Origin of the sequence: Pseudomonas batumici (assembly GCF_000820515.1) — a bacterium.
Taxonomy (GTDB): Bacteria; Pseudomonadota; Gammaproteobacteria; order Pseudomonadales; family Pseudomonadaceae; genus Aquipseudomonas; species Aquipseudomonas batumici.
In genome coordinates this window covers 35495-55702 of record NZ_JXDG01000054.1, presented here as the reverse complement: position 1 = coordinate 55702, position 20208 = coordinate 35495, and the positions used below count along the sequence as shown (strand labels likewise).

Below are 20208 nucleotides of genomic sequence, written 5' to 3'. Positions count from 1 at the left end.
AGAGCCCCGCGAATGCGGGGCTTTTTTATTTCACTGTGCCGTTATCCAACATGGGAATTGATTTAGGTGAAGGCGGTATAGGCCGCTACGAGGACCATGCAGATGCCAAATACTCGTCCCTGAATGTGCAGCGCGCGCACCGATTGAAAGCGCTGGAGAATCAACTGGCCTCCATATACCCATGGGAAGTGACAGGCCACGCACACGAAAACAAAGGCCACTGTGAATTGCAGGACCTGTACCGTGAGCGATTGTCCAGAGTCGAGAAACTGCGAAAACATCACCAGAATCATCGAATGAATCTTGGGATTCAGCATAACGGATAGAAATCCATCACGAGTACGCAGACGGACAATGTCCTGTTCGTCGCTGCATGCTGATACAGCCGATGAACGAAAAAATCCCCAGGCCAGATAGAGCAAATAGCAGATACCGGCCCATTTGAGCACGATCTGGATCTCCGGGAGACCATGCAAGGCCCTTCCCAACCCCATTCCGTAGACAAGACAGAGCACCAGATTGGCCATCTCGAAACCGGCCCAGAACGGGACCGAACCGGCCACGCCGTAACGACCGCCAGCCGTCGCGAGGACCGTATTGCCGGGGCCGGGGCTCACGACCATTGGTATGGTATAGCCAAGGAACAGGATCCAGATTGTCCATGCAATCATAATTAGCCTCATGCTGATCAGGGGACGGGAAGCAGTGTGTCCGCCAAGGGGACACGTCATTAGAAGTGCCTTCTGCATGAGCGACAAACGGGTTATATTGACGTTCTCGATAAGAAAAACTAATCGACAATCCATGCGACGCTTGCCACCGCTGGGTGCGCTGCGTGCCTTCGAGGCAGCGGCCAGGCACCTGAGTTTTACCCTTGCCGCTGCCGAACTGTGCGTGACGCAGGCAGCGATCAGTCATCAGATCCGTCAGCTTGAGGATTGGCTGGGCGCCCGTCTGTTCGAACGTCGCGGGCATGTGCTGAAGCTCACAACCAAGGGCCGGACTTATGCCCCGGAACTGGCTGGCGCGCTTGATCGCATAGCGGCAGCAACGCTGCGTCTGCAGGAGCCTGACGAACGGCTTTTGCGCATCACTGTTCTACCGTCATTCGCTTCTCGATGGCTCGTGCCTCGTCTTGAGGCGTTTTGCGCTTTGCATCCGGAAATCGACGTACGACTAGTCAGTTCGGCGGATGTCTGGGAGTTTGCAACTGAGCGCTTCGATCTTGGCATTCGCTCGGGACTCGGGAAATGGGCAGGCCTCAAGGCGGACCTTATCGCCCGGGAGGGGCTGAGTCCGGTCTGTAGCCCCTCGCTCGCCAATGGCCCACCCGCCCTGCGTGTACCGGCCGACTTGCGCCATGTCCGCTTGTTGCATGACACGCCGAGAGAGGCATGGCGATACTGGTGCGACCAAGCCGGAATCGATGGACTCGAAGTGGATGCCGGCGCTTCGTTCAACGATGCAAGCCTGGCATTGCAGGCAGCGGTGGAAGGACAAGGGGTTGCATTAGGCCGACTCATGCTCGCCGCCGACGATTTGCGCGCTGGCCGGCTGGTACAGCCTTTTGACGTTGTGCTGCCCAACGATTACAGCTATTGGCTCGTCTATCCGCCGGCAGCCTTGGACAAGCCTCAAGTAGCGGCTTTCCGGACATGGTTGTTATCGGAAGCGAAATAACGGAATGAGCCGATCCCTTCTCTCTAGGTTATGACTCCCAAAGTCGGGGCGCTGCTCGCAGCGCATCCAACATGAAACTTTTGTCATAAAACTCCAGCTCGAAAGGCGCAAACCCAGGCAATCCGGGCCTTTGCTCATTATTGCATTCCTCGCAAGAGTAAATTCCATCTGTTACGGATTTACGTAGGAAGCTAATGAATTATATAACAGGGGCCTGCGACGCGTTGCCGCAGTTCAACAGAGACCGGAGCTTGCAGATGACCGTAAAAGTGACCGAACGCGATGATGCCCATATGTCCCATGAAGGCGTAGCCAATGGCATTCGCATCTGGGATGTCCACCAGCAGGACCTGCTGGTCGGCATGTTTCACAACGAGGCCGACGCGCATAATTACAAGAACGAGCTGGAAACCCTCGAGAAGAAACGCGAGATGCAGGCGTCCTGAACGCCGGGCAATGACAGGCTTGTAAAACGACAAACCCCGCACCTGGCGGGGTTTGTCGTTTCAGGCCGCCAAGTGCTTGATCTCTCTTGGCAGAACGAGCTCAATCAATCGGGGGGTTGTCCAGAGCCGACGATAGCTGATTGGACGGGCGCGCGCCCTCAAGCAGCGCATCCACCACCGCACGCGCCACTTCCACCGAATGCAGCATGCCCCAGAACAACGCCCGCTCCACCGGGTTGGTATGCAGGCTGATTTCGTCGCCATTGAGTTCCGCCGTTTCAAGCAGATTCGAAACATAGGTCAGCGCGTCCTGGGCATTGATGCCCGGTTGGATGGCAAATAGCGTGGGCTTGTACGAGGCTTCGGGGGTGACGGGTCTGGAGCAGGTGAACGCGAGAGTATCGAGCAAACGGGGCGTGTTTGCCGAGGCTGGCTCGGGCTCGCTGGATGGGGTATCAGAGAGTTTGCGCAGGTACATCGCCCTGTCAGCAGTGCTGAGGACTTTGCGAGCTGGGGGCGGATCGGGAGTGATCGTCTTTGACATGGTGACGCTCCTTCTTTTTAAGAACGAAGCTCGTCATCCCACGCTGCAAAACGAAAGGTGGCGAGCCGTACACAGGTTTGCAGACCGGGACAAAGAAGGAAACCGGCAGGCCGAAGCCTCCTGCGCACAGCTCGCCATAACGCGAGCACAAAAACCGCTTACGCGGCGCTGTGCGCCTTCTTTGAGCCGGGCTGCAAAACCCGTATCGCTGAATTTGCAGCGACACGTGAACAGTAGCCCTGGCGTTTAGCGCACGCAATATTCTCCCATGCCTGAAGCATGTGGGAAATATGAGTTTTTTCAGTAGTCAGCATCAGCGCAGCCATGGTGTGGCCGAGCAACCGCTCAAAAACAAGACACAGCCTTCAAGAATAAGGGTGATGTACTACAGCCATACCCCCTTGTTCACAGCAAAAATTCACTTGCATGAAAAAGCTCATACCTCATGACATGCAAGGAGTCGCAATACCACCATGGATAGACTCATAAAGAGCAGCCAGCTCGATCAACTGGAAAAGCATAAAGTTGAATCCCCCTTTTTTGCCGCCGGAAAAGTTCAGGATGCACTGGATGGAAAGGGAATTGGGGGTATTTATGGAGTTTCTGAGTTCGCTGCCGAACACAAGAAATGGCTGAACCCCATCCGATCCATAGCACTCAGTCAGATAGAAACCATTCTTGAATCTCAACAATGGTATCTGCTTCTGGAAAGGCCATTCAGCCCCCTTTTTCCAAAGACCCTTTCAACCTCTCAAAGTGTCACATTCGGCAGTGCTCAACGTCTACAGACAGAATCGGAACAACCGTATACTCCAGCGCACACGCCCATCATTGAAAGCCCTATACCTAAAGATGGTTTGACGGTTTATTTAGGAGGTGCGGGTATGGAGGGAGATTACATATCAAGCCAAATAGAAAAACTACGCTTCGTCGGCATTGACGGCGCCATCGCTGGAAAAATAACCGAAGGGCTTCCTGGCGACGCTGCGGCGGTCATCAAATACCGTTACCCTGTCCGCTCAATCTCGGGCCTTTCGGCCACCGGCCCATACAAAATCAGCACAGACTGGAGCCTTAAAGCGCTAGGCATCAGCAGGCAACTACCAAAAAACGGTCAGTTCAATTTGATTGGATACTCCTGGGGTTCTCTTGTTGCAGCACAAACCGCCCTTTTCTATGCTGAAAAGGGAACGTTCATTGATCATCTGGTACTCATTGGCTCTCCGATATCGCAGGAGTTTCTAAGCGAACTGAGAGAAACCGATAAAATAAAACGCGTCCTGATCATCGACCTGACCGAGCAAAATGACAAAATTCATGCCGGAATGTCTGAAACAGAATTAATCGCAAGCCTACCCAGCTTAGGTGAGCAAATGCTTGACTCTCAACTTTCCGACTCTGGGCAAGGTCACTTTTTCTATGGTATCGCAGGCAAAGAAGGGGAAACTCGTCGACGTGAGTTGGCTGAGAGATTGAAAGTTGAAGGCCTTCAGTAAAAGCTGGCAGGTCTCAGCCATTTTGTGCCTCGCCTGCGCCCTCGTTCTTCCGTTCAATGCGCTTGAGCTCTATATCCTTTTAAAATTCGGTATCGAGCTCTACACCTACATTATCTCTATCCCTACTGCGATAGTTTCTTTTTTTCTTGTCCAGATAGCACTCGCCATCACGCTGTATCGCAAAGCATGGACCCGAACACACTCAATTTTTCTGTCAGTCTGGCTGATCAATATAAGCCTCATCGCCGCTCTGATCTGGAGAACACTTCCTAAGCAAGTTCAGTAGCAGAGCTCCACAAACACAAACCCCGCCTTTTGAGCGGGGGTTGTGTTTTCAGCGGGTTACCACATCAGGTCGTCAGGGATCTGGTACGCGGCGTACGGATCATCCTCGTCCGGCACCTGGGTCTCGCTCAGGACGTTGAGCTGGACGATACGCTCGGGGGCGCGCTCCTGGATCTTCAACGCCGCCTCACGGGGGATCACCTCGTAACCGCCACCATGGTGGACAATCGCCAGGGAGCCGTTACTCAGCTTGTTGCGCATCAGCGTGTTGACCGACAGGCGCTTGACCTTCTTGTCGTCGACGAAGTTGTAGTAGTCCTCGGTGGTCAGCTTGGGCAGGCGCGAGGTTTCGATCAATTGCTTGACCTGGGCCGCACGGGCCTTGGCCTCGACCTTTTCCTGCTGCTGGCGGTTCAGCTCCTGGTCGCGCTTGACCTTCTCGGCCTGCGCCTCCCGGGCCAGGCGCGCTTGAGTATCGTCGGCCTCGACCTGGCCCTTGTGCACCAGGCGCTGCTGTTTCTGTTTCTCTTTGCCGACCTGCTTGGCCTGCTTCTGGTTGACCAGTCCTGCTTTGAGCAACTGGTCGCGAAGGGAAAGACTCATGGTGCTTACTCACTTGGGCAACGGCTCAGCCGCAGCTGGGCCTATTCTTTTCCTGACGTTTGGCTTCGCCCCACAAGGCGTCCAACTCTTCGAGGGTGCAATCTTCCATGGGACGATGGGTGTCGCGCAATGCCTGTTCGATAAAACGGAAACGTCTGTCGAATTTGCCATTGGCGCCGCGCAAGGCGTTTTCCGGGTCGACCTTGAGGTGCCGGGCCAGATTGACCACGGCAAACAGCAGGTCGCCCACTTCATCGGTGATCGCCGCCGGGTCGTTGTCGGCCATGGCTTCGAGCACTTCGTCCAGCTCTTCGCGGATCTTGTCCACCACCGGCAATGCGTCCGGCCAGTCGAAACCGACCCCGGCCGCGCGCTTCTGCAACTTCGCCGCCCGCGACAGGGCCGGCAGGGCGGCCGGCACATCGTCGAGCAGGGAAAGCTGTTCCGGCGCGCGATGGCTATTGTTGCGCTGATGGCTCTCGGCGCGCTCCTCGGCCTTGATCTCCTCCCAGCGCTGCTTGACCTGTTCCTCGCTCAAGCGCGGCAGGTCCAGCGGCGCATAGAGATCGCCGCTGGGAAACACGTGAGGGTGGCGACGAATCAGCTTGCGGGTGATGCCGTCGACCACGCCGTCGAATTCGAAACGCCCTTCTTCCCGGGCCAGCTGGCTGTAGTAGACCACCTGGAACAGCAAGTCGCCCAGCTCACCCTGCAAGTGCTCGAAGTCGCCGCGCTCGATGGCATCGGCGACTTCGTAGGCTTCCTCCAGGGTGTGGGGGACAATCGTCGCGTAGGTCTGCTTGATGTCCCAGGGGCAGCCGTATTGCGGGTCGCGCAGACGGGCCATGAGGTGGAGCAGGTCTTGAAGGCTGTACATCGGTTGTTCTCAATACTCTTGAATTGAGCGTCGCGAGCGAAGGCATGGCTAGGCGGAGCCTGCACGAAAAGCGGAGTTGACTCTAGTCAATGAGCATTTTTCGTGCAGGCTCCAACAACGCCAGGCCGAGCGCAGCAGCTCAAGGGGTGCGGTTGCGCCGGGTCTCGATAATGTTCGGCAACTGGGAAATCCGCCCCAGCAACCGCCCCAGCGCATCCAACCCCGGAATCTCGATGGTCAGGGACATCAACGCGGTGTTGTCCTCCTTGTTCGAGCGGGTGTTGACCGCCAGCACGTTGATCCGCTCGTTGAGCAGCACCTGGGACACGTCACGCAGCAAGCCGGAACGGTCGTAGGCACGGATGACGATGTCCACCGGATAGGTCTGCACCGGCACCGGCCCCCAGCTGACCTGGATGATCCGCTCCGGCTCGCGCCCGGCCAGCTGCAGCACCGAGGCGCAGTCCTGGCGGTGAATGCTCACGCCACGGCCCTGGGTGATGTAGCCGACGATGGCGTCCCCCGGCAACGGCTGGCAGCAGCCGGCCATCTGGGTCATCAGGTTGCCGACGCCCTGGATCTGGATGTCGCCGCGCTTGCCCGGCTTGTAGCCGCTGGCCTTGCGCGGAATCAGTTCCAGCTGTTCGTTGCCGCGCTCCGGCTCCACCAGTTGCTGGGCGGCATTGACCAGTTGTGCCAGGCGCAGGTCGCCCGCGCCGAGGGCGGCGAACATGTCCTCGGCAGTCTTCATGTTGGCCTTGTCGGCCAGCTTGTCGAAATCCACCTGCGGCAGTCCCAGGCGCGCCAGCTCGCGTTCGAGCAGGGTCTTGCCGGCCGCGACGTTCTGGTCGCGGGCCTGCAACTTGAACCAGTGGACGATCTTCGCCCGCGCCCGGGACGTGGTGATGTAGCCCAGGTTCGGGTTCAGCCAGTCGCGGCTCGGCGTGCCGTGCTTGCTGGTGATGATCTCCACCTGCTCGCCGGTCTGCAGGCTGTAGTTGAGCGGCACGATCCGCCCGTTGATCTTCGCGCCCCGGCAGTTGTGGCCGATTTCGGTATGCACCCGATAGGCGAAGTCCAGCGGCGTCGCGCCCTTGGGCAGGTCGATGGCGTGACCGTCGGGGGTGAAGATATAGACCCGGTCCGGCTCGATATCGACCCGCAACTGCTCGGCCAGGCCGCCGATATCCCCCAGTTCTTCGTGCCACTCGAGCACCTGGCGCAGCCAGGAGATTTTCTCTTCGTAGTGATTGGAGCCGGACTTGACGTCGGTGCCCTTGTACTTCCAGTGCGCACACACCCCCAGCTCGGCTTCTTCGTGCATCGCGTGGGTGCGGATCTGCACTTCCAGGACCTTGCCTTCAGGACCGATCACCGCCGTGTGCAACGAGCGGTAGCCGTTCTCTTTCGGGTTGGCGATGTAGTCGTCGAATTCCTTGGGGATATGCCGCCACAAGGTGTGGACGATACCCAGCGCGGTGTAGCAGTCGCGCATTTCCGGCACCAGCACACGGACCGCACGGACGTCGTAGATCTGGCTGAACTCCAGGCCCTTGCGCTGCATTTTGCGCCAGATCGAATAGATGTGCTTGGCCCGGCCGCTGATATCGGCCTTGACGCCGGTGGCCAGCAATTCGTTTTCCAGCTGGTTCATCACATCGCTGATGAAACGCTCGCGGTCCAGCCGCCGCTCGTGCAGCAACTTGGCAATCTGCTTGTACTGGTCGGGCTCGAGGTAGCGGAACGACAGGTCTTCCAGCTCCCACTTGATATGCCCGATACCCAGGCGGTGCGCCAGGGGCGCGTAGATATCGAAGACCTCGCGGGCCACGCGGTTGCGCTTCTCGTGGTCGGCGGTCTTCACCGCGCGGATCGCGCAGGTGCGCTCGGCCAGCTTGATCAGTGCCACGCGGACGTCGTCGACCATGGCCACGAGCATCTTGCGCAGGTTTTCCACCTGCACCTGGGTGCCGAGGACCTGGGACTGACGCGGGCTGAGGCTGGCACTGATGGCGGCCATACGCAGCACGCCGTCGATCAGCTTGGCGACCACCGGGCCGAACTTCTGGCTGACCGTGGTCAAGGGAATCTGCCCCTCGCGCACGCAGCGATACAGCACCGCCGCCACCAGCGAATCCTGGTCCAGCTTGAGATCGGCGAGGATCTCGGCGATCTCCAGGCCCGTGCTGAAACTGGAACCGCCTTCGGGCCACAGGTTCTGGGCCGCGTTGCTCTGTTGTTCGGCAAGCCGTGCGAATTCGCAGGCTTGCTTCAAGGCCTCACGGTCCAGCGCCATATCGACGCTCACCGTATGATCGAGCCATGCCTCGAGATTGATACTGCCGTCGGTATTGATCGGCTGGTGTGCTCTCACCTGTACCATCTTGCTTACCTTCCCTACGACGCAGATTCTATGCGTCAAAATCGCTGACCTGTTATGGCCCCCGCAGTCTGTCCGGGCTGACAGGATACGGAGGCGGTCAGTCGGACCAGACGAGCATCCTAGCTCGCTTCAAATAACGCCATGGCCTCGACATGCGCGGTCTGCGGAAACATATCGAGGATCCCGGCACGTTTTAACCGGTAGCCCTGCTTGATCAATTCAACCGTGTCGCGCGCCAGCGTCGCCGGGTTGCAAGACACGTACACCAATCGCTCGGCACCCAGGGCAGCGAGCTTGCCCACCACCTCGAACGCACCGTCACGGGGTGGGTCCAAGAGTACAGCAGAAAAGCCGCCTTTGGCCCAATCGGCATCACTCAAGGACTGGGATAAATCGGCCTGAAAAAAATGCGCGTTATGCAGATTGTTGCTCAAGGCATTGGCGGCGGCACGTTCGACCATGGTCGCCACGCCCTCCACCGCCACAACTTCGCGCACCTGACGGGCCAGGGGCAAGGCAAAGTTGCCGAGCCCACAGAACAGGTCCAGCACACGCTCGTCGGCGCCCGCCTTCAGCCAGTCCAGCGCCTGGACCACCATGGCTTCGTTGACCCCGGCGTTGACCTGGACGAAGTCGCCTGGCCGATACGCAAGCTCCAGATCCCAGGTCTCCAGGCGATAGCCCAGGGACAACGACGGGTCCACCGGTTGCGGGCCGTCTTCGCCATGCAACCAGAGTTGCGCGTCATGGGCACTGCAGAAATCCTGTAGTACTTGCAGGTCCTGCGTCGACAGCGGCGCCATATGCCGCAACAACACCGCCACCGCCGAACCGCTGAACAATTCCACATGGCCCAGGGCCTGGGGTTTGCTCAAGCGTCGCAGCATGGCCGGCAACTCGCGCATCAGCGGTTGCAAGGCTTGTACCAGCACCGGGCAGTCGTCGATGGCGACGATATCCTGGCTGGAAGCGGCGCGGAAACCCACCTCGAGGGTCTTGCCCTTGGCGTCCCAGCGCACGGCCACACGGGCCCGGCGCCGATAGCCGAATTCCGGACCGGTCAGGGGCGCCGCCCACTCCAGCGGTTCGACCCCGGCGACACGCGACAGTTGCTCGGCGAGCATGCGCTGTTTCAGGGCGAGTTGGTCGTCATGGGGCATATGCTGCACGCTGCAACCGCCACAACGCCCGGCATGGGCGCAGGGCGCGGGGCGGCGCCGGTCGCTGGCCAGGATCACCCGCTCGGTGCGCGCCTCGACCACCTTGCCGTGGGCACCCAGCACCCGCGCTTCGACTTCTTCGCCGGCGAGGGCACCGACGACGAACCAGGTGCGACCTTCAATAAAGGCAATGCCACGGCCGTCGTTGGACAGCCGCTCGATGGTCAGGCGCTGCTTCTTGCCGGTCGGCACTTGCGGGGTACGGCTGCCGCCACTGGGTTGGAAGCGCAGGCCTCTTTCATGCTTGGCCATCAGTTGGGCGCGTCGTAGATGCCGGTCGACAGGTAGCGGTCGCCTCGGTCACAGATGATCGCGACCATCACCGCGTTCTCGACTTCGCGGGACAGGCGCAACATCGCCGCCACCGCACCGCCCGAGGACACACCGCAAAAAATCCCTTCTTCACGGGCGAGACGACGCATCACGTCTTCCGCCTCTTCCTGCCCCATGTCGACGATACGGTCGACCCGTTCGGCCTGGAAGATCTTCGGCAGGTATTCGTGGGGCCAGCGACGGATGCCCGGAATCGACGCGCCTTCCATCGGTTGCAGGCCGACGATCTGCACGTCCGGGTTCTGTTCCTTCAAATAGCGCGACACGCCCATGATGGTACCGGTGGTGCCCATGGAGCTGACGAAATGGGTGATAGTGCCCTGGGTCTGGCGCCAGATTTCCGGACCGGTGCCGGTGTAGTGCGCCTCGGGGTTGTCGATATTGGCGAACTGGTCGAGCACCTTGCCACGACCTTCGGCCTGCATGCGCTCGGCCAGGTCACGGGCACCCTCCATGCCTTCCTCGCGGGTCACCAGGATCAGCTCGGCGCCATAGGCGGTCATCGCCGCCTTGCGCTCGGCGGTGGAGTTGTCCGGCATGATCAGGATCATCTTGTAGCCCTTGATCGCGGCGGCCATGGCCAGGGCGATCCCGGTGTTGCCCGAGGTGGCTTCGATCAGGGTGTCGCCGGGGTGGATCTGCCCACGCAATTCGGCGCGGGTGATCATCGACAGCGCCGGACGATCCTTGACGGACCCTGCGGGGTTGTTCCCTTCAAGCTTGAGCAACAGGGTATTGCTGGTGACGCCGGGCAGGCGTTGCAAGCGAACCAGGGGCGTGTTGCCGACGCAATCGGCGATGGTAGGGTACTGCAAGGTCATGGCGTATTCGCAATCCGGACTGCGGGGCTAACATCATACCGGCAAACGTCGGCGCTCCATATCACGCAAAGTGCGGTGATTATGACTTATGGATATAAGGCAGATTTGAAAGCCGCCATGCTCATCGGGCTGCTCGCGGATAGCGGCACCCCATGAATTCCCCGAGAACTTTGCGAGATTTACCCCCCTGCAAATGGCTACACTGCGCAGGTGGAGCGGGCGCGGGATGCGCACGCCGAGAATCGAAGATGGGCGTATCTGCCGGACGCTGTATCTGATGGAGAGTGTTGCGTGCTTAAAAACCTGGGAATCAAAGGCCGCGTACTACTGCTCACCCTGTTGCCGACCACCCTGATGGCATTGGTGCTGGGCGGGTATTTCACCTGGTTGCAACAGTCGGACCTGCAGAACCAGTTGCTGCAACGCGGCGAGATGATCGCCGAACAGCTCGCGCCCCTGGTTGCGCCCGCCCTGGGCCACAACGATGTCGACCTGCTGGAGCGCATCGCCACCCAGTCCCTGGAACAGACCGACGTGCGCGCCGTGTCCTTTCTCGGCGCCAACCGCGAGCAACTGGCCCATGCCGGCCCGAGCATGCTCAACCAGCCGCCCATCGGCAACAGCAGCCACCTGCTGCAGCGCACCGGCAACGATGCGACCCGCTATCTGCTGCCGGTCTTCGGCCGGCACCGCAACATCTCCGGCGAGGTGCTTCCCGACGAAGCCGACCGCCTGCTGGGCTGGGTCGAACTGGAACTGTCGCATAACAACATGCTGCTGCGCGGCTATCGCAACCTGTTCGCCAGCCTGCTGCTGATTATCACCGGCCTGCTCGGCACCGCGTTGCTGGCCCTGCGCATGAGCCGCACCATCAACGCGCCGATCGGCAAGATCAAGCAAGCCGTCGCCCAACTCAAGGAGGGCAACCTGGAGACCCGTCTGCCGCCGCTCGGCAGCCAGGAGCTGGATCAACTGGCTTCGGGCATCAACCGCATGGCCGAGACCCTGCAGAACGCCCAGGAAGAATTGCAGCACAGCATCGACCAGGCCACCGAAGACGTGCGGCAGAACCTGGAAACCATCGAGATCCAGAACATCGAACTGGACCTGGCGCGCAAGGAGGCCCTGGAGGCCAGCCGGATCAAGTCCGAGTTCCTCGCCAACATGAGCCACGAGATCCGCACCCCGCTCAATGGCATCCTCGGCTTTACCCATCTGTTGCAGAAAAGCGAACTGACTCCGCGCCAGCTCGACTACCTGAGCACCATCGAGAAATCCGCCGACAGCCTGCTGGGGATCATCAACGAAATTCTCGACTTCTCGAAGATCGAGGCGGGCAAACTGGTACTCGACAGCATTCCGTTCAATCTGCGCGACCTGCTCCAGGACACCCTGACCATCCTCGCCCCGGCGGCCCACGCCAAGCAGCTCGAGCTGGTCAGCCTGGTCTATCGCGACACCCCGCTGTCGCTGATCGGCGACCCGCTGCGGCTCAAGCAGATTCTCACCAACCTGGTGAGCAATGCCATCAAGTTCACCCGTGAAGGCACCATCGTCGCCCGGGCCATGCTCGAGGAAGAACACGAAGACAGCGTGCAGTTGCGCATCAGCGTGCAGGACACCGGCATCGGCCTGTCGAACCAGGACGTCCGGGCACTGTTCCAGGCCTTCAGCCAGGCCGACAATTCACTGTCGCGGCAACCCGGCGGCACGGGCCTGGGACTGGTGATTTCCAAGCGCCTGATCGAACAGATGGGCGGCGAGATCGGCGTCGACAGCACCCCGGGCGAAGGTTCCGAATTCTGGATCAGCCTGAGCCTGCCCAAGACCCGCGACGACATCGAGGACCTGCCCGCGCCGCCCTTGCTCGGGCGTCGCGTGGCCGTCCTGGAAAACCACGAACTGTCCCGCCAGGCCCTGCAGCACCAGCTGGAGGATTGCGGACTGGAGGTCACACCGTTCAACAGCCTGCAAAACCTGGCCAATGGGGTGACCGGGGCGCACCAGACCGAACAGGCCATCGACCTCGCGGTCCTCGGGGTCACCGCCCAGGAAATGCCGCCGGAACGGCTGAGCCAGCACATCTGGGACCTCGAACACCTCGGCTGCAAAGTGCTGGTGCTGTGCCCCACCACCGAGCAGACGCTGTTCCAGCTCTGCGTACCCAACCCCCACGGCCAGCTCCAGGCCAAGCCGGCCTGCACGCGCAAATTGCGCCGTGCCCTGGCGGAACTGATCACCCCGCGCCCGGCGCGCCTGGAACCCATCGAGCCCCTGGGCAGCCGGGCACCGCGGGTGCTCTGCGTCGACGACAACCCGGCCAACCTGCTGCTGGTCCAGACCCTGCTCGAGGACATGGGCGCCTGGGTACTGGCGGTGGAGAGCGGTTACGCGGCGATCGACGCCGTGCAGCGCGAAGCCTTCGACCTGGTGCTGATGGACGTGCAGATGCCAGGCATGGATGGGCGGCAAAGCACCGAGGCGATTCGCCAATGGGAACATGAGCGGCAAAGCACGCCGCTGCCCATCGTCGCCCTCACCGCCCACGCCATGGCCAACGAAAAGCGCGCCCTGCTGCAAAGCGGCATGGACGACTACCTGACCAAGCCCATCAGCGAGCGACAGCTGGCCCAGGTGGTGCTGAAGTGGACCGGCCTGGCCCTGCGCAACCAGGGTCCGGAACGCGTCGGCGAACACAGCCAGGTGGGCAGCGAACTGCTGGTGCTCGACCCGGACGAAGGCCTGCGCCTGGCCGCCGGAAAACCCGACCTGGCCGCCGACATGCTGGCGATGCTGCTGGCCTCGCTGGAAGCCGACCGCGAAGCGATTCGCCAGGCCCGTGACGCCAACGACCACAACGGCCTGATCGAACGGGTCCACCGTCTGCACGGCGCCACCCGCTACTGCGGCGTGCCGCAGTTGCGCGCGGCCTGTCAGCGCAGCGAAACCCTGCTCAAGCAAGACGCCCCAAACGCCCGTCAGGCACTGGAGGAACTGGACATGGCCATCGCCCGCCTCGCCAGCGAGGCTCGTGTCAGTGCCTGATCCACGGCAAGAGCCGGCATGGACGCCGGCGCTAGAGTGTCGGCCATCCCAATCTGGAAGGAAGCCCCCCGATGCGTGTCATCTTCTTCAGCAGCCAGACCTATGACCGTGACAGTTTCCTGGCCCGCCCTGGCGTCACCGACCTCGAACTGCATTTCCAGCCGGCGCGGCTGAGCCTGGATACCGCGCCACTGGCCCACCGACATGAGGTGATCTGCGCCTTCATCAACGACGACCTGAGTGCCCCGGTGCTGGAACAACTGGCCGCCGGCGGTACCCGCCTGATCGCCCTGCGTTCGGCCGGCTACAACCATGTCGACCTCGACGCCGCGAAACACCTGGGGCTGTGCGTGGTCCGCGTACCGGCCTACTCGCCCCATGCGGTGGCCGAACATGCCGTCGCGCTGATCCTGGCCCTCAACCGGCGCCTGCACCGTGCCTACAACCGCACCCGCGAGGGCGACTTCAGCCTGCATGGGCTGACCGGTTTCGACCTGGTGGGCAAGACCGTCGGCGTGGTCGGTACCGGGCAGATCGGCGCGACGTTCGCCCGGATCATGGCCGGGTTCGGCTGCCAACTGCTGGCCTACGACCCCCATCCCAATCCCGAGCTGCTGGCCCTCGGCGCCCGCTACCTGAGCCTGCCCGAACTGCTGGCGCAGTCGCGGATCATCAGCCTGCACTGCCCGCTGACCGCCGACACCCATCACCTGGTCAACCGCGACACCCTCGCCCACCTGCAACCGGGGGCGATGCTGATCAACACCGGGCGCGGCGGCCTGGTGGACACCCCGGCGCTGATCGACGCGCTCAAGGACGGCCAGCTGGGCTATCTGGGACTGGACGTGTACGAAGAAGAGGCCCAGGTGTTCTTCGAGGACCGTTCCGACCTGCCGCTGCAGGACGATGTGCTGGCGCGGCTGTTGACCTTTCCCAACGTGATCGTCACCGCCCACCAGGCCTTTCTGACCCATGAGGCGCTGGCCGCGATCGCCGCGACCACCCTGGACAACATCAGCGCCTGGAGCGCCGGTACGCCGCAAAACCAGGTCGGCAGCTGAACCGCCACCCGCCCGAGCCCCCGCAACCGCCGCCCCTCACCGGATCGAAGGTCATACGCCGCTGCCATGTGCGCGGCGTCTGCGTGCTAGCATACCGGCCATATTTGGAGGACCCATGGTCGAACACGATTTCCGCTACAGCCTGATGAACCCGCAACACACCCTGACCGAATGCCGCGCCCTGGTGCCGGGGCGTTATCAGGTCACCGGCAACGGTGGCTCGATCCGCGCCGAGGACGTCCTGCTGGTGACCCTCAAGGGCAGCAAGGACCTGTCCATGCGCCTGACCGTGGACACCGTTCGCCACCTGATCAATCCGCCGGGCCAATGGGTCGCGGTCGCCAAGGGGCCGGTGTTCGGCGAACTGGCGATCCACCAGTGGCAGGTCAACTGCGACAGTTGCGCCAAAGAACTGAACTTCGAATTCGCGGTGGACGCCAAGCTCGGCAACGCCGCACAAAAACCGGCCGCCACGGCGCGTATCGCCGAGCTGGGCTGGACCACACAGGGCGAGAAGCACCTGTGCCCGAGATGCCAGGAGGCAAAGTAATGAAACGCGCGGTGATTCTGGGAGTGCTCGGTGCCAGCCTGTTCGGCTGCGCCGGCGAACAGGTGCAATTGCAGCAGGATCACAGCTATGTGCTGGAGTGGATCGGCGAACGGCCGCTGATCGACAACAGCCATCTGACCGTCACCCTGGGCGACGATGGCCGGGCCTATGGCAGCGGCGGTTGCAATCACTGGTTCGCGCCCTACACCCTGGACGGCAAGAACCTGAGCTTCGGCAAGGTCGGCAGCACCCGCAAGCGCTGCGCACCGGCGCTGATGGAGCAGGAACAGCGCTTCCTCCAGGCGCTGGAAAATGTCCAGCGCTGGGACATCTCGCCCATCGAACAGGTGCGTTTCTGGCCGCAGCAAGGCCAGCCGCTGCGGCTGTGGTCGGAAGAAGGCTGAGGCTCAGCCACGCAAGGCCTTGAGCTTGGCCAATACCCCCGCCGCGGTCTGCTCGCCCATCAATTGCTCGCGAACCTTGCCCTTGTCATCGATGATGTAGGTCACCGGCAAGGCTTCGCTGCGCGGCAGGTCGAAAAAGTCCGCCGGGTCCTGGGCCAGCACCGTGAAACGGATGCCCAGGGCTTCGCCGGCCTTGCGCAGGTCATCGCCCTGCAAACCGTCGAAGTTCACCCCGAACACCTCCACCGACTGCCCCTTGAGCTGCTCGGACAAGGCGTTCAACTCCGGGATCTCGGTCCGGCACGGGCCACACCACTCCGCCCAGTAGTTGACCACTTTCCACTGTTTATCCAGGCGCTCGGACGCGATCTTCTGGCCGTGCTGGTCCACCCCGTAATCGTTGCCACAGCCGCTCAGCAGCAACGCCCCCATCATCGCCAATGCGGCGACCCATTGCCTCGCCATGTGCGCAATCCCCCATCAATTGAGTCATCGACTGCGACCCTTTACCTCACAAGGTTCAGGAGCGCTCGCCAGAGAGGTAGAATACCCGCCACCTTACGCAAGATGCGACCCGCACATGACCGATCTGACGCTTTATCACAACCCGCGCTGCTCGAAATCCCGCGGCGCGCTGGAACTGCTCCAGGACCGCGGCCTCACCCCCACCGTCGTGCACTACCTGGAAACCCCGCTGGACGCCACGCAACTCAAGGCGCTGCTGGGCAAGCTCGGCATCGGCGCGCGCCAATTGCTGCGTACCGGCGAGGATGAGTACAAGCAACTGAACCTGGCCGATCCCCAACTGAGCGAAGCGCAACTGATCGCCGCGATCGCCGAACATCCCCGGCTCATGGAGCGACCGATCCTGGTCGCGGGCGACAAGGCGATCATCGGTCGCCCACCGGAGAATGTGCTGGAGATCCTGCCGTGAGCGCACCTTACGTTCTGGTGCTGTTCTACAGTCGCAACGGCTCGACCCGCGAAATGGCCCGGCAGATTGCCCGTGGCGTCGAGCAGGCCGGCCTGGAAGCACGCCTGCGGACCGTCCCGGCGATTTCCAGCCAATGCGAAGCGGTGGCGCCGGAGATTCCCGAGGAAGGCGCCCTGTATGCCAGCCTCGACGACCTGAAAAACTGCGCGGCCCTGGCCCTGGGCAGCCCGACCCGCTTCGGCAACATGGCGGCGCCGTTGAAGTACTTCATCGACGGCACCAGCAACCTGTGGCTGACCGGTGCCCTGGTGGGCAAGCCGGCCGGGGTCTTCACCTCGACGTCCAGCCTGCACGGCGGCCAGGAAAGCACCTTGCTGTCGATGCTGCTGCCGCTGTTGCACCACGGCATGCTGGTCACCGGCCTGCCCTACAGCGAGTCGGCCTTGCTCGACACCCGCGGCGGCGGCACGCCCTATGGCGCCAGCCACCATACCGGTGTCGACGGCAAGCGCGCCCTGGACGAACATGAGATCGCCTTGTGCCGGGCCCTCGGCATGCGCCTGGCGAAGACCGCCCTGAGCCTGGAGAACGGCCGTGGCTAGGAAGCCCAAGGTGCTGCCGCCCGAGGCCTGGCTCGAACCGCGCGTGCAGTGGAGTCGCGCGCTGGCGCTGGCATGCTTTTTCGGCCTGATGGCCTTGCTGAGTGTCTATTACCTGGTATTCGCCGACCTGCACGGCGCCCGGCCCTGGGTGATCCTGCTGATCGAACTGGCACCGCTGCTGCCCTTGCTGCCGGGGATGTTGATGGGCAGCGCGCGCGGGCACTCGTTCACCTGCTATGTGGTGAACCTGTATTTCCTCAAGGGGGCATTGGCGGCGTTCGATCCCAATCGGCAACTCTTCGGTGTGCTGGAGATGGGTGCGAGCGTGGCGGTGTTCTGCAGCGCGATGCTATATGTGCGCTGGCGTCATCAGTTGAATCGGCGGTTGGCTGGAGAAATGTAGGAGCGAGCTTGCTCGCGATGGTCGTCAACGATGACGCGGGGCATCTGATACCCCGTGGTGCCTGGGCTAGCATCGCGAGCAATCGAGCGTCGACCGGCTGCTCCTACAGAGGTTCCACATCCGGCTCAATGGTTGACGGTGTACGCCAGCATCATCGACAGCTGGCACATCGGCCGGCCACTTTCGGCATGCCACTGGTTGAAGGCGTCCTGCACGATCGCCAGGTCCCGCAGGCTGGTCGGCACCTTGTCGATGATCTGCTGCGCATTGAGCGCGGCCACCACGTCATAGGTCGGGACAAAGGTGTCCTTGCCCACCATCCGCAACAAGCGCGGGGCCGACAGCCCACCCAACTGATGACCATGCTTGGCCAGGTATTTCCACAGCCCGGTGATGTCGCTGACCGGCCAATCGGCGATCAGCGCGCCGAAACTGCCCTTCTCCTTCGCCACGTCCAGGACCATCTGCGCATTGCGCGGCACGCTCTTGAGCTTGCCCAGGTGGCGAATGATCCGCGCATCCTGCATCAGGCGCTCCAGATGCTCGGCCCCCATCAACACCACTTTTTCCGGGTCGAAGCCGAAAAACACCTCCTCGAACACCGGCCACTTGGCGTCCACCAGGCTGTGCTTGAGGCCGGCACGGAAGACCCGCAAGGCGATCATCGACAGATAACGGTCGTCCGGCAGTTCCCGCAGTTGCCGCGGACTGGCGGGCACCGGCAATTCGGCCTCCAACGCGGCCGCCGAGCCAAAGCGGTTCAGGCAGTACTCATGCAACCATTTGTAGTCGCGCATCAGAGGTTCACGACGTTGACGAAGCGCGACGCGGCGGTTTCATCGATCTTCAACCCGGTGAAGTCGAACAGGTTGCGGTCGGCCAGCTGCGACGGCACGACGTTCTGCAAACCGCGGAAGATGCTTTCGGTACGCCCGGGGGTCTTGCGCTCCCACTCCTGGAGCATTTCCTTGACCACCTGGCGTTGCAGGTTTTCCTGGGAGCCGCAGAGGTTGCAGGGAATGATCGGGAATTGCTTGAAGTCCGAATAGGCCTGGATGTCCTTCTCGCTGCAATAGGCCAGCGGCCGGATCACCACGTTGCGCCCGTCGTCGGCTCGCAACTTGGGCGGCATGGCCTTGAGCGTGCCGTTGTAGAACATGTTGAGGAAGAAGGTTTCGACGATATCGTCGCGGTGATGCCCCAGGGCCATCTTGGTCGCGCCGATCTCATCGGCGAAGGTGTACAGCGTGCCGCGACGCAGGCGCGAACACAGGGAGCAGGTGGTCTTGCCCTCGGGCACCAGCTCCTTGACCACCGAGTAGGTGTCCTTCTCGACGATGTGATATTCCACGCCCAGCTCTTTCAGGTAGGCCGGCAGCACATGCTCGGGGAAACCGGGCTGCTTCTGGTCCATGTTCACCGCGACGATGTCGAACTTGATCGGCGCCACTTTCTGCAGGTGCATCAGAACGTCGAGCATGGTGTAGCTGTCCTTGCCGCCGGACAGGCAGACCATGACCTTGTCGCCCTCTTCAATCATGTTGAAGTCGGCGACCGCCTCCCCCGCTTGCCGGCGCAGGCGTTTCTGCAGTTTGTTCTGATTGACCGAAAGAGTGCCCATAGCCCTTGCCTTAACCCTTGATATCCGCGCGAGGTGTATCGAAAGCCGATTATTTTACCTATAAACCGGCGCGGGGCGAAGATGGCGCTGCCGCCCCCGGTTCAGACGGCAAATGCGACAAGGCGATTACAGCCCTACCCGACAGTTCGATTTGCTCTAAAGCCCGCCTCCCGACCTCCCTATACTGCGACATAAGGTCGCATATAAATACAGACCTGACTTCGGCCACTTGGCCCGCAAGCGCTCCACCGGGGGGCGATGGCAATAGCAAGAGGAGTGACTGGCATGATCCATCACGTCGTAGGACTGTTCACCCACCCTGATCAGGAATGGCGACAAATCCGTGGCGATGCCGAGGAAAGCATCGGTCACATGTACCTCACCCACGTCCTGATCCTGGCGGCCATCCCGGCCATTTCGGCCTTTATCGGCACCACCCGGGTCGGCTGGGTCATCGGCAGCCGCGCACCGGTGATGCTGACCCAGGAAAGCGCCATCTGGATGACGCTCATGTCTTATATCGCCATGCTCTGCGGTGTCGCGGTGATGGGTGCCTTCATCCACTGGATGGCCCGCACCTATGACGCCAACCCCAGCCTGTCCCGTTGCGTGGCCTTCGCCACCTACACCGCCACGCCGCTGTTCATCGGCGGGCTGGCGGCGCTCTACCCGCATATGTGGCTGGGGATGGTCGTCGGTACCGCGGCCATCTGCTACACGGTCTACCTGCTGTACGTCGGCCTGCCGACCTTCATGAACATCCCGTCGGACGAAGGGTTCCTGTTCTCCAGTTCGGTCCTGGCCGTCGGCCTGGTGGTGCTGGTGGCGATCATGGCCTTTACCGTGATCGTCTGGGGCCTGGGCGTCGGCCCGGTGTACACCAACTGAATAAAACAAAGC

21 protein-coding genes are annotated in these 20208 nt (G+C 61.6%); 11 read left to right on the top strand and 10 right to left on the bottom strand.

All coding sequences use genetic code 11. From position 1 onward, the window contains the following. Window positions 1-62: 62 nt before the first annotated feature. A complete protein-coding gene (locus UCMB321_RS19880; RefSeq protein WP_040070178.1) occupies window positions 63-671 on the bottom strand; it encodes a LysE family translocator in 609 nt (202 codons plus the stop codon). A gap of 76 nt (window positions 672-747) precedes the next feature. Here UCMB321_RS19880 and UCMB321_RS19875 point away from each other — a divergent pair, with 76 nt between their 5' ends. Continuing rightward, window positions 748-1680 (top strand): transcriptional regulator GcvA, encoded by a 933-nt coding sequence (locus UCMB321_RS19875; protein WP_245220832.1) that lies wholly within the window; start codon window positions 748-750, stop codon window positions 1678-1680. A gap of 257 nt (window positions 1681-1937) precedes the next feature. Further along, window positions 1938-2126: a hypothetical protein gene (locus UCMB321_RS19870; RefSeq protein WP_040070139.1), complete on the top strand. Its 189-nt coding sequence runs from the start codon at window positions 1938-1940 to the stop codon at window positions 2124-2126. A 100-nt stretch (window positions 2127-2226) separates the two neighbouring features. Here UCMB321_RS19870 and UCMB321_RS19865 read toward each other — a convergent pair whose 3' ends face one another. Then, window positions 2227-2670, bottom strand: coding sequence for a hypothetical protein (locus UCMB321_RS19865; protein WP_040070138.1), 444 nt, complete (start codon window positions 2668-2670; stop codon window positions 2227-2229). Between the two features lie 473 nt (window positions 2671-3143). Between UCMB321_RS19865 and UCMB321_RS29565 the strand changes: the two genes are divergently transcribed. Next, a complete protein-coding gene (locus UCMB321_RS29565; RefSeq protein ID WP_052451321.1) occupies window positions 3144-4166 on the top strand; it encodes a thioesterase domain-containing protein in 1023 nt (340 codons plus the stop codon). A gap of 342 nt (window positions 4167-4508) precedes the next feature. On the opposite strand, the gene UCMB321_RS19850 is transcribed toward UCMB321_RS29565, so the two are convergent. The 5 genes from UCMB321_RS19850 to cysM form a co-directional block, all read right to left on the bottom strand. After that, a complete protein-coding gene (locus tag UCMB321_RS19850) occupies window positions 4509-5054 on the bottom strand; it encodes a DUF2058 domain-containing protein (protein WP_040070136.1) in 546 nt (181 codons plus the stop codon). A 25-nt stretch (window positions 5055-5079) separates the two neighbouring features. Further along, window positions 5080-5931 carry a nucleoside triphosphate pyrophosphohydrolase gene (mazG, locus tag UCMB321_RS19845; protein WP_040070135.1) on the bottom strand — a complete coding sequence of 284 codons (852 nt, stop codon included), beginning with the start codon at window positions 5929-5931 and terminating at the stop codon, window positions 5080-5082. Between the two features lie 139 nt (window positions 5932-6070). Next, window positions 6071-8314, bottom strand: a complete 2244-nt coding sequence (relA, locus tag UCMB321_RS19840; RefSeq protein ID WP_040070134.1) for a GTP diphosphokinase — start codon at window positions 8312-8314, stop codon at window positions 6071-6073. A gap of 119 nt (window positions 8315-8433) precedes the next feature. Further along, the gene (gene rlmD / locus UCMB321_RS19835) at window positions 8434-9786 is read right to left on the bottom strand and encodes a 23S rRNA (uracil(1939)-C(5))-methyltransferase RlmD (RefSeq protein WP_040070133.1); all 1353 of its coding nucleotides are present in this window, start codon (window positions 9784-9786) and stop codon (window positions 8434-8436) included. Continuing rightward, window positions 9786-10688, bottom strand: coding sequence for a cysteine synthase CysM (gene cysM, locus UCMB321_RS19830; RefSeq protein ID WP_040070132.1), 903 nt, complete (start codon window positions 10686-10688; stop codon window positions 9786-9788). Before cysM ends, rlmD begins: the two co-directional genes overlap by 1 nt. 291 nt (window positions 10689-10979) lie before the next feature. On the opposite strand from cysM, the gene UCMB321_RS19825 reads away from it, so the two are divergent. From UCMB321_RS19825 to UCMB321_RS19810, 4 genes are all read left to right on the top strand, one after another. Continuing rightward, window positions 10980-13733: a response regulator gene (locus UCMB321_RS19825; protein WP_040070131.1), complete on the top strand. Its 2754-nt coding sequence runs from the start codon at window positions 10980-10982 to the stop codon at window positions 13731-13733. 71 nt (window positions 13734-13804) lie between these two features. Further along, window positions 13805-14794, top strand: coding sequence for a 2-hydroxyacid dehydrogenase (locus tag UCMB321_RS19820; protein WP_040070130.1), 990 nt, complete (start codon window positions 13805-13807; stop codon window positions 14792-14794). A gap of 115 nt (window positions 14795-14909) precedes the next feature. Next, on the top strand, window positions 14910-15344 hold the full coding sequence (locus UCMB321_RS19815) for a hypothetical protein (RefSeq protein WP_040070129.1): 435 nt from the start codon (window positions 14910-14912) through the stop codon (window positions 15342-15344). After that, a complete protein-coding gene (locus UCMB321_RS19810; protein WP_040070128.1) occupies window positions 15344-15748 on the top strand; it encodes an META domain-containing protein in 405 nt (134 codons plus the stop codon). The genes UCMB321_RS19815 and UCMB321_RS19810 overlap by 1 nt, the downstream gene beginning before the upstream one ends. A gap of 3 nt (window positions 15749-15751) precedes the next feature. On the opposite strand, the gene UCMB321_RS19805 is transcribed toward UCMB321_RS19810, so the two are convergent. Continuing rightward, window positions 15752-16213: a TlpA family protein disulfide reductase gene (locus UCMB321_RS19805; protein ID WP_040070127.1), complete on the bottom strand. Its 462-nt coding sequence runs from the start codon at window positions 16211-16213 to the stop codon at window positions 15752-15754. 115 nt (window positions 16214-16328) lie between these two features. On the opposite strand from UCMB321_RS19805, the gene arsC reads away from it, so the two are divergent. From arsC to UCMB321_RS19790, 3 genes are read left to right on the top strand one after another with little or no spacing between them, the layout of a single operon-like run. Further along, a complete protein-coding gene (arsC, locus tag UCMB321_RS19800) occupies window positions 16329-16682 on the top strand; it encodes an arsenate reductase (glutaredoxin) (RefSeq protein ID WP_040070126.1) in 354 nt (117 codons plus the stop codon). Next, window positions 16679-17284, top strand: a complete 606-nt coding sequence (gene wrbA / locus UCMB321_RS19795) for an NAD(P)H:quinone oxidoreductase (protein WP_040070125.1) — start codon at window positions 16679-16681, stop codon at window positions 17282-17284. The genes arsC and wrbA overlap by 4 nt, the downstream gene beginning before the upstream one ends. Then, window positions 17277-17687 (top strand): DUF2069 domain-containing protein, encoded by a 411-nt coding sequence (locus UCMB321_RS19790; RefSeq protein WP_040070124.1) that lies wholly within the window; start codon window positions 17277-17279, stop codon window positions 17685-17687. Before wrbA ends, UCMB321_RS19790 begins: the two co-directional genes overlap by 8 nt. 125 nt (window positions 17688-17812) lie before the next feature. On the opposite strand, the gene UCMB321_RS19785 is transcribed toward UCMB321_RS19790, so the two are convergent. Together UCMB321_RS19785 and ttcA are read right to left on the bottom strand one after the other, a co-directional pair. Beyond that, window positions 17813-18484 (bottom strand): DNA-3-methyladenine glycosylase I, encoded by a 672-nt coding sequence (locus tag UCMB321_RS19785; RefSeq protein WP_040070123.1) that lies wholly within the window; start codon window positions 18482-18484, stop codon window positions 17813-17815. Continuing rightward, entirely contained in the window at window positions 18484-19308 is an 825-nt protein-coding gene (gene ttcA, locus UCMB321_RS19780) for a tRNA 2-thiocytidine(32) synthetase TtcA (protein ID WP_040070122.1), read from the bottom strand. Before ttcA ends, UCMB321_RS19785 begins: the two co-directional genes overlap by 1 nt. Window positions 19309-19593: 285 nt before the next feature. Here ttcA and UCMB321_RS19775 point away from each other — a divergent pair, with 285 nt between their 5' ends. Next, on the top strand, window positions 19594-20196 hold the full coding sequence (locus tag UCMB321_RS19775; protein WP_040070121.1) for a Yip1 family protein: 603 nt from the start codon (window positions 19594-19596) through the stop codon (window positions 20194-20196). The last annotated feature ends 12 nt before the right edge of the window (window positions 20197-20208 follow it).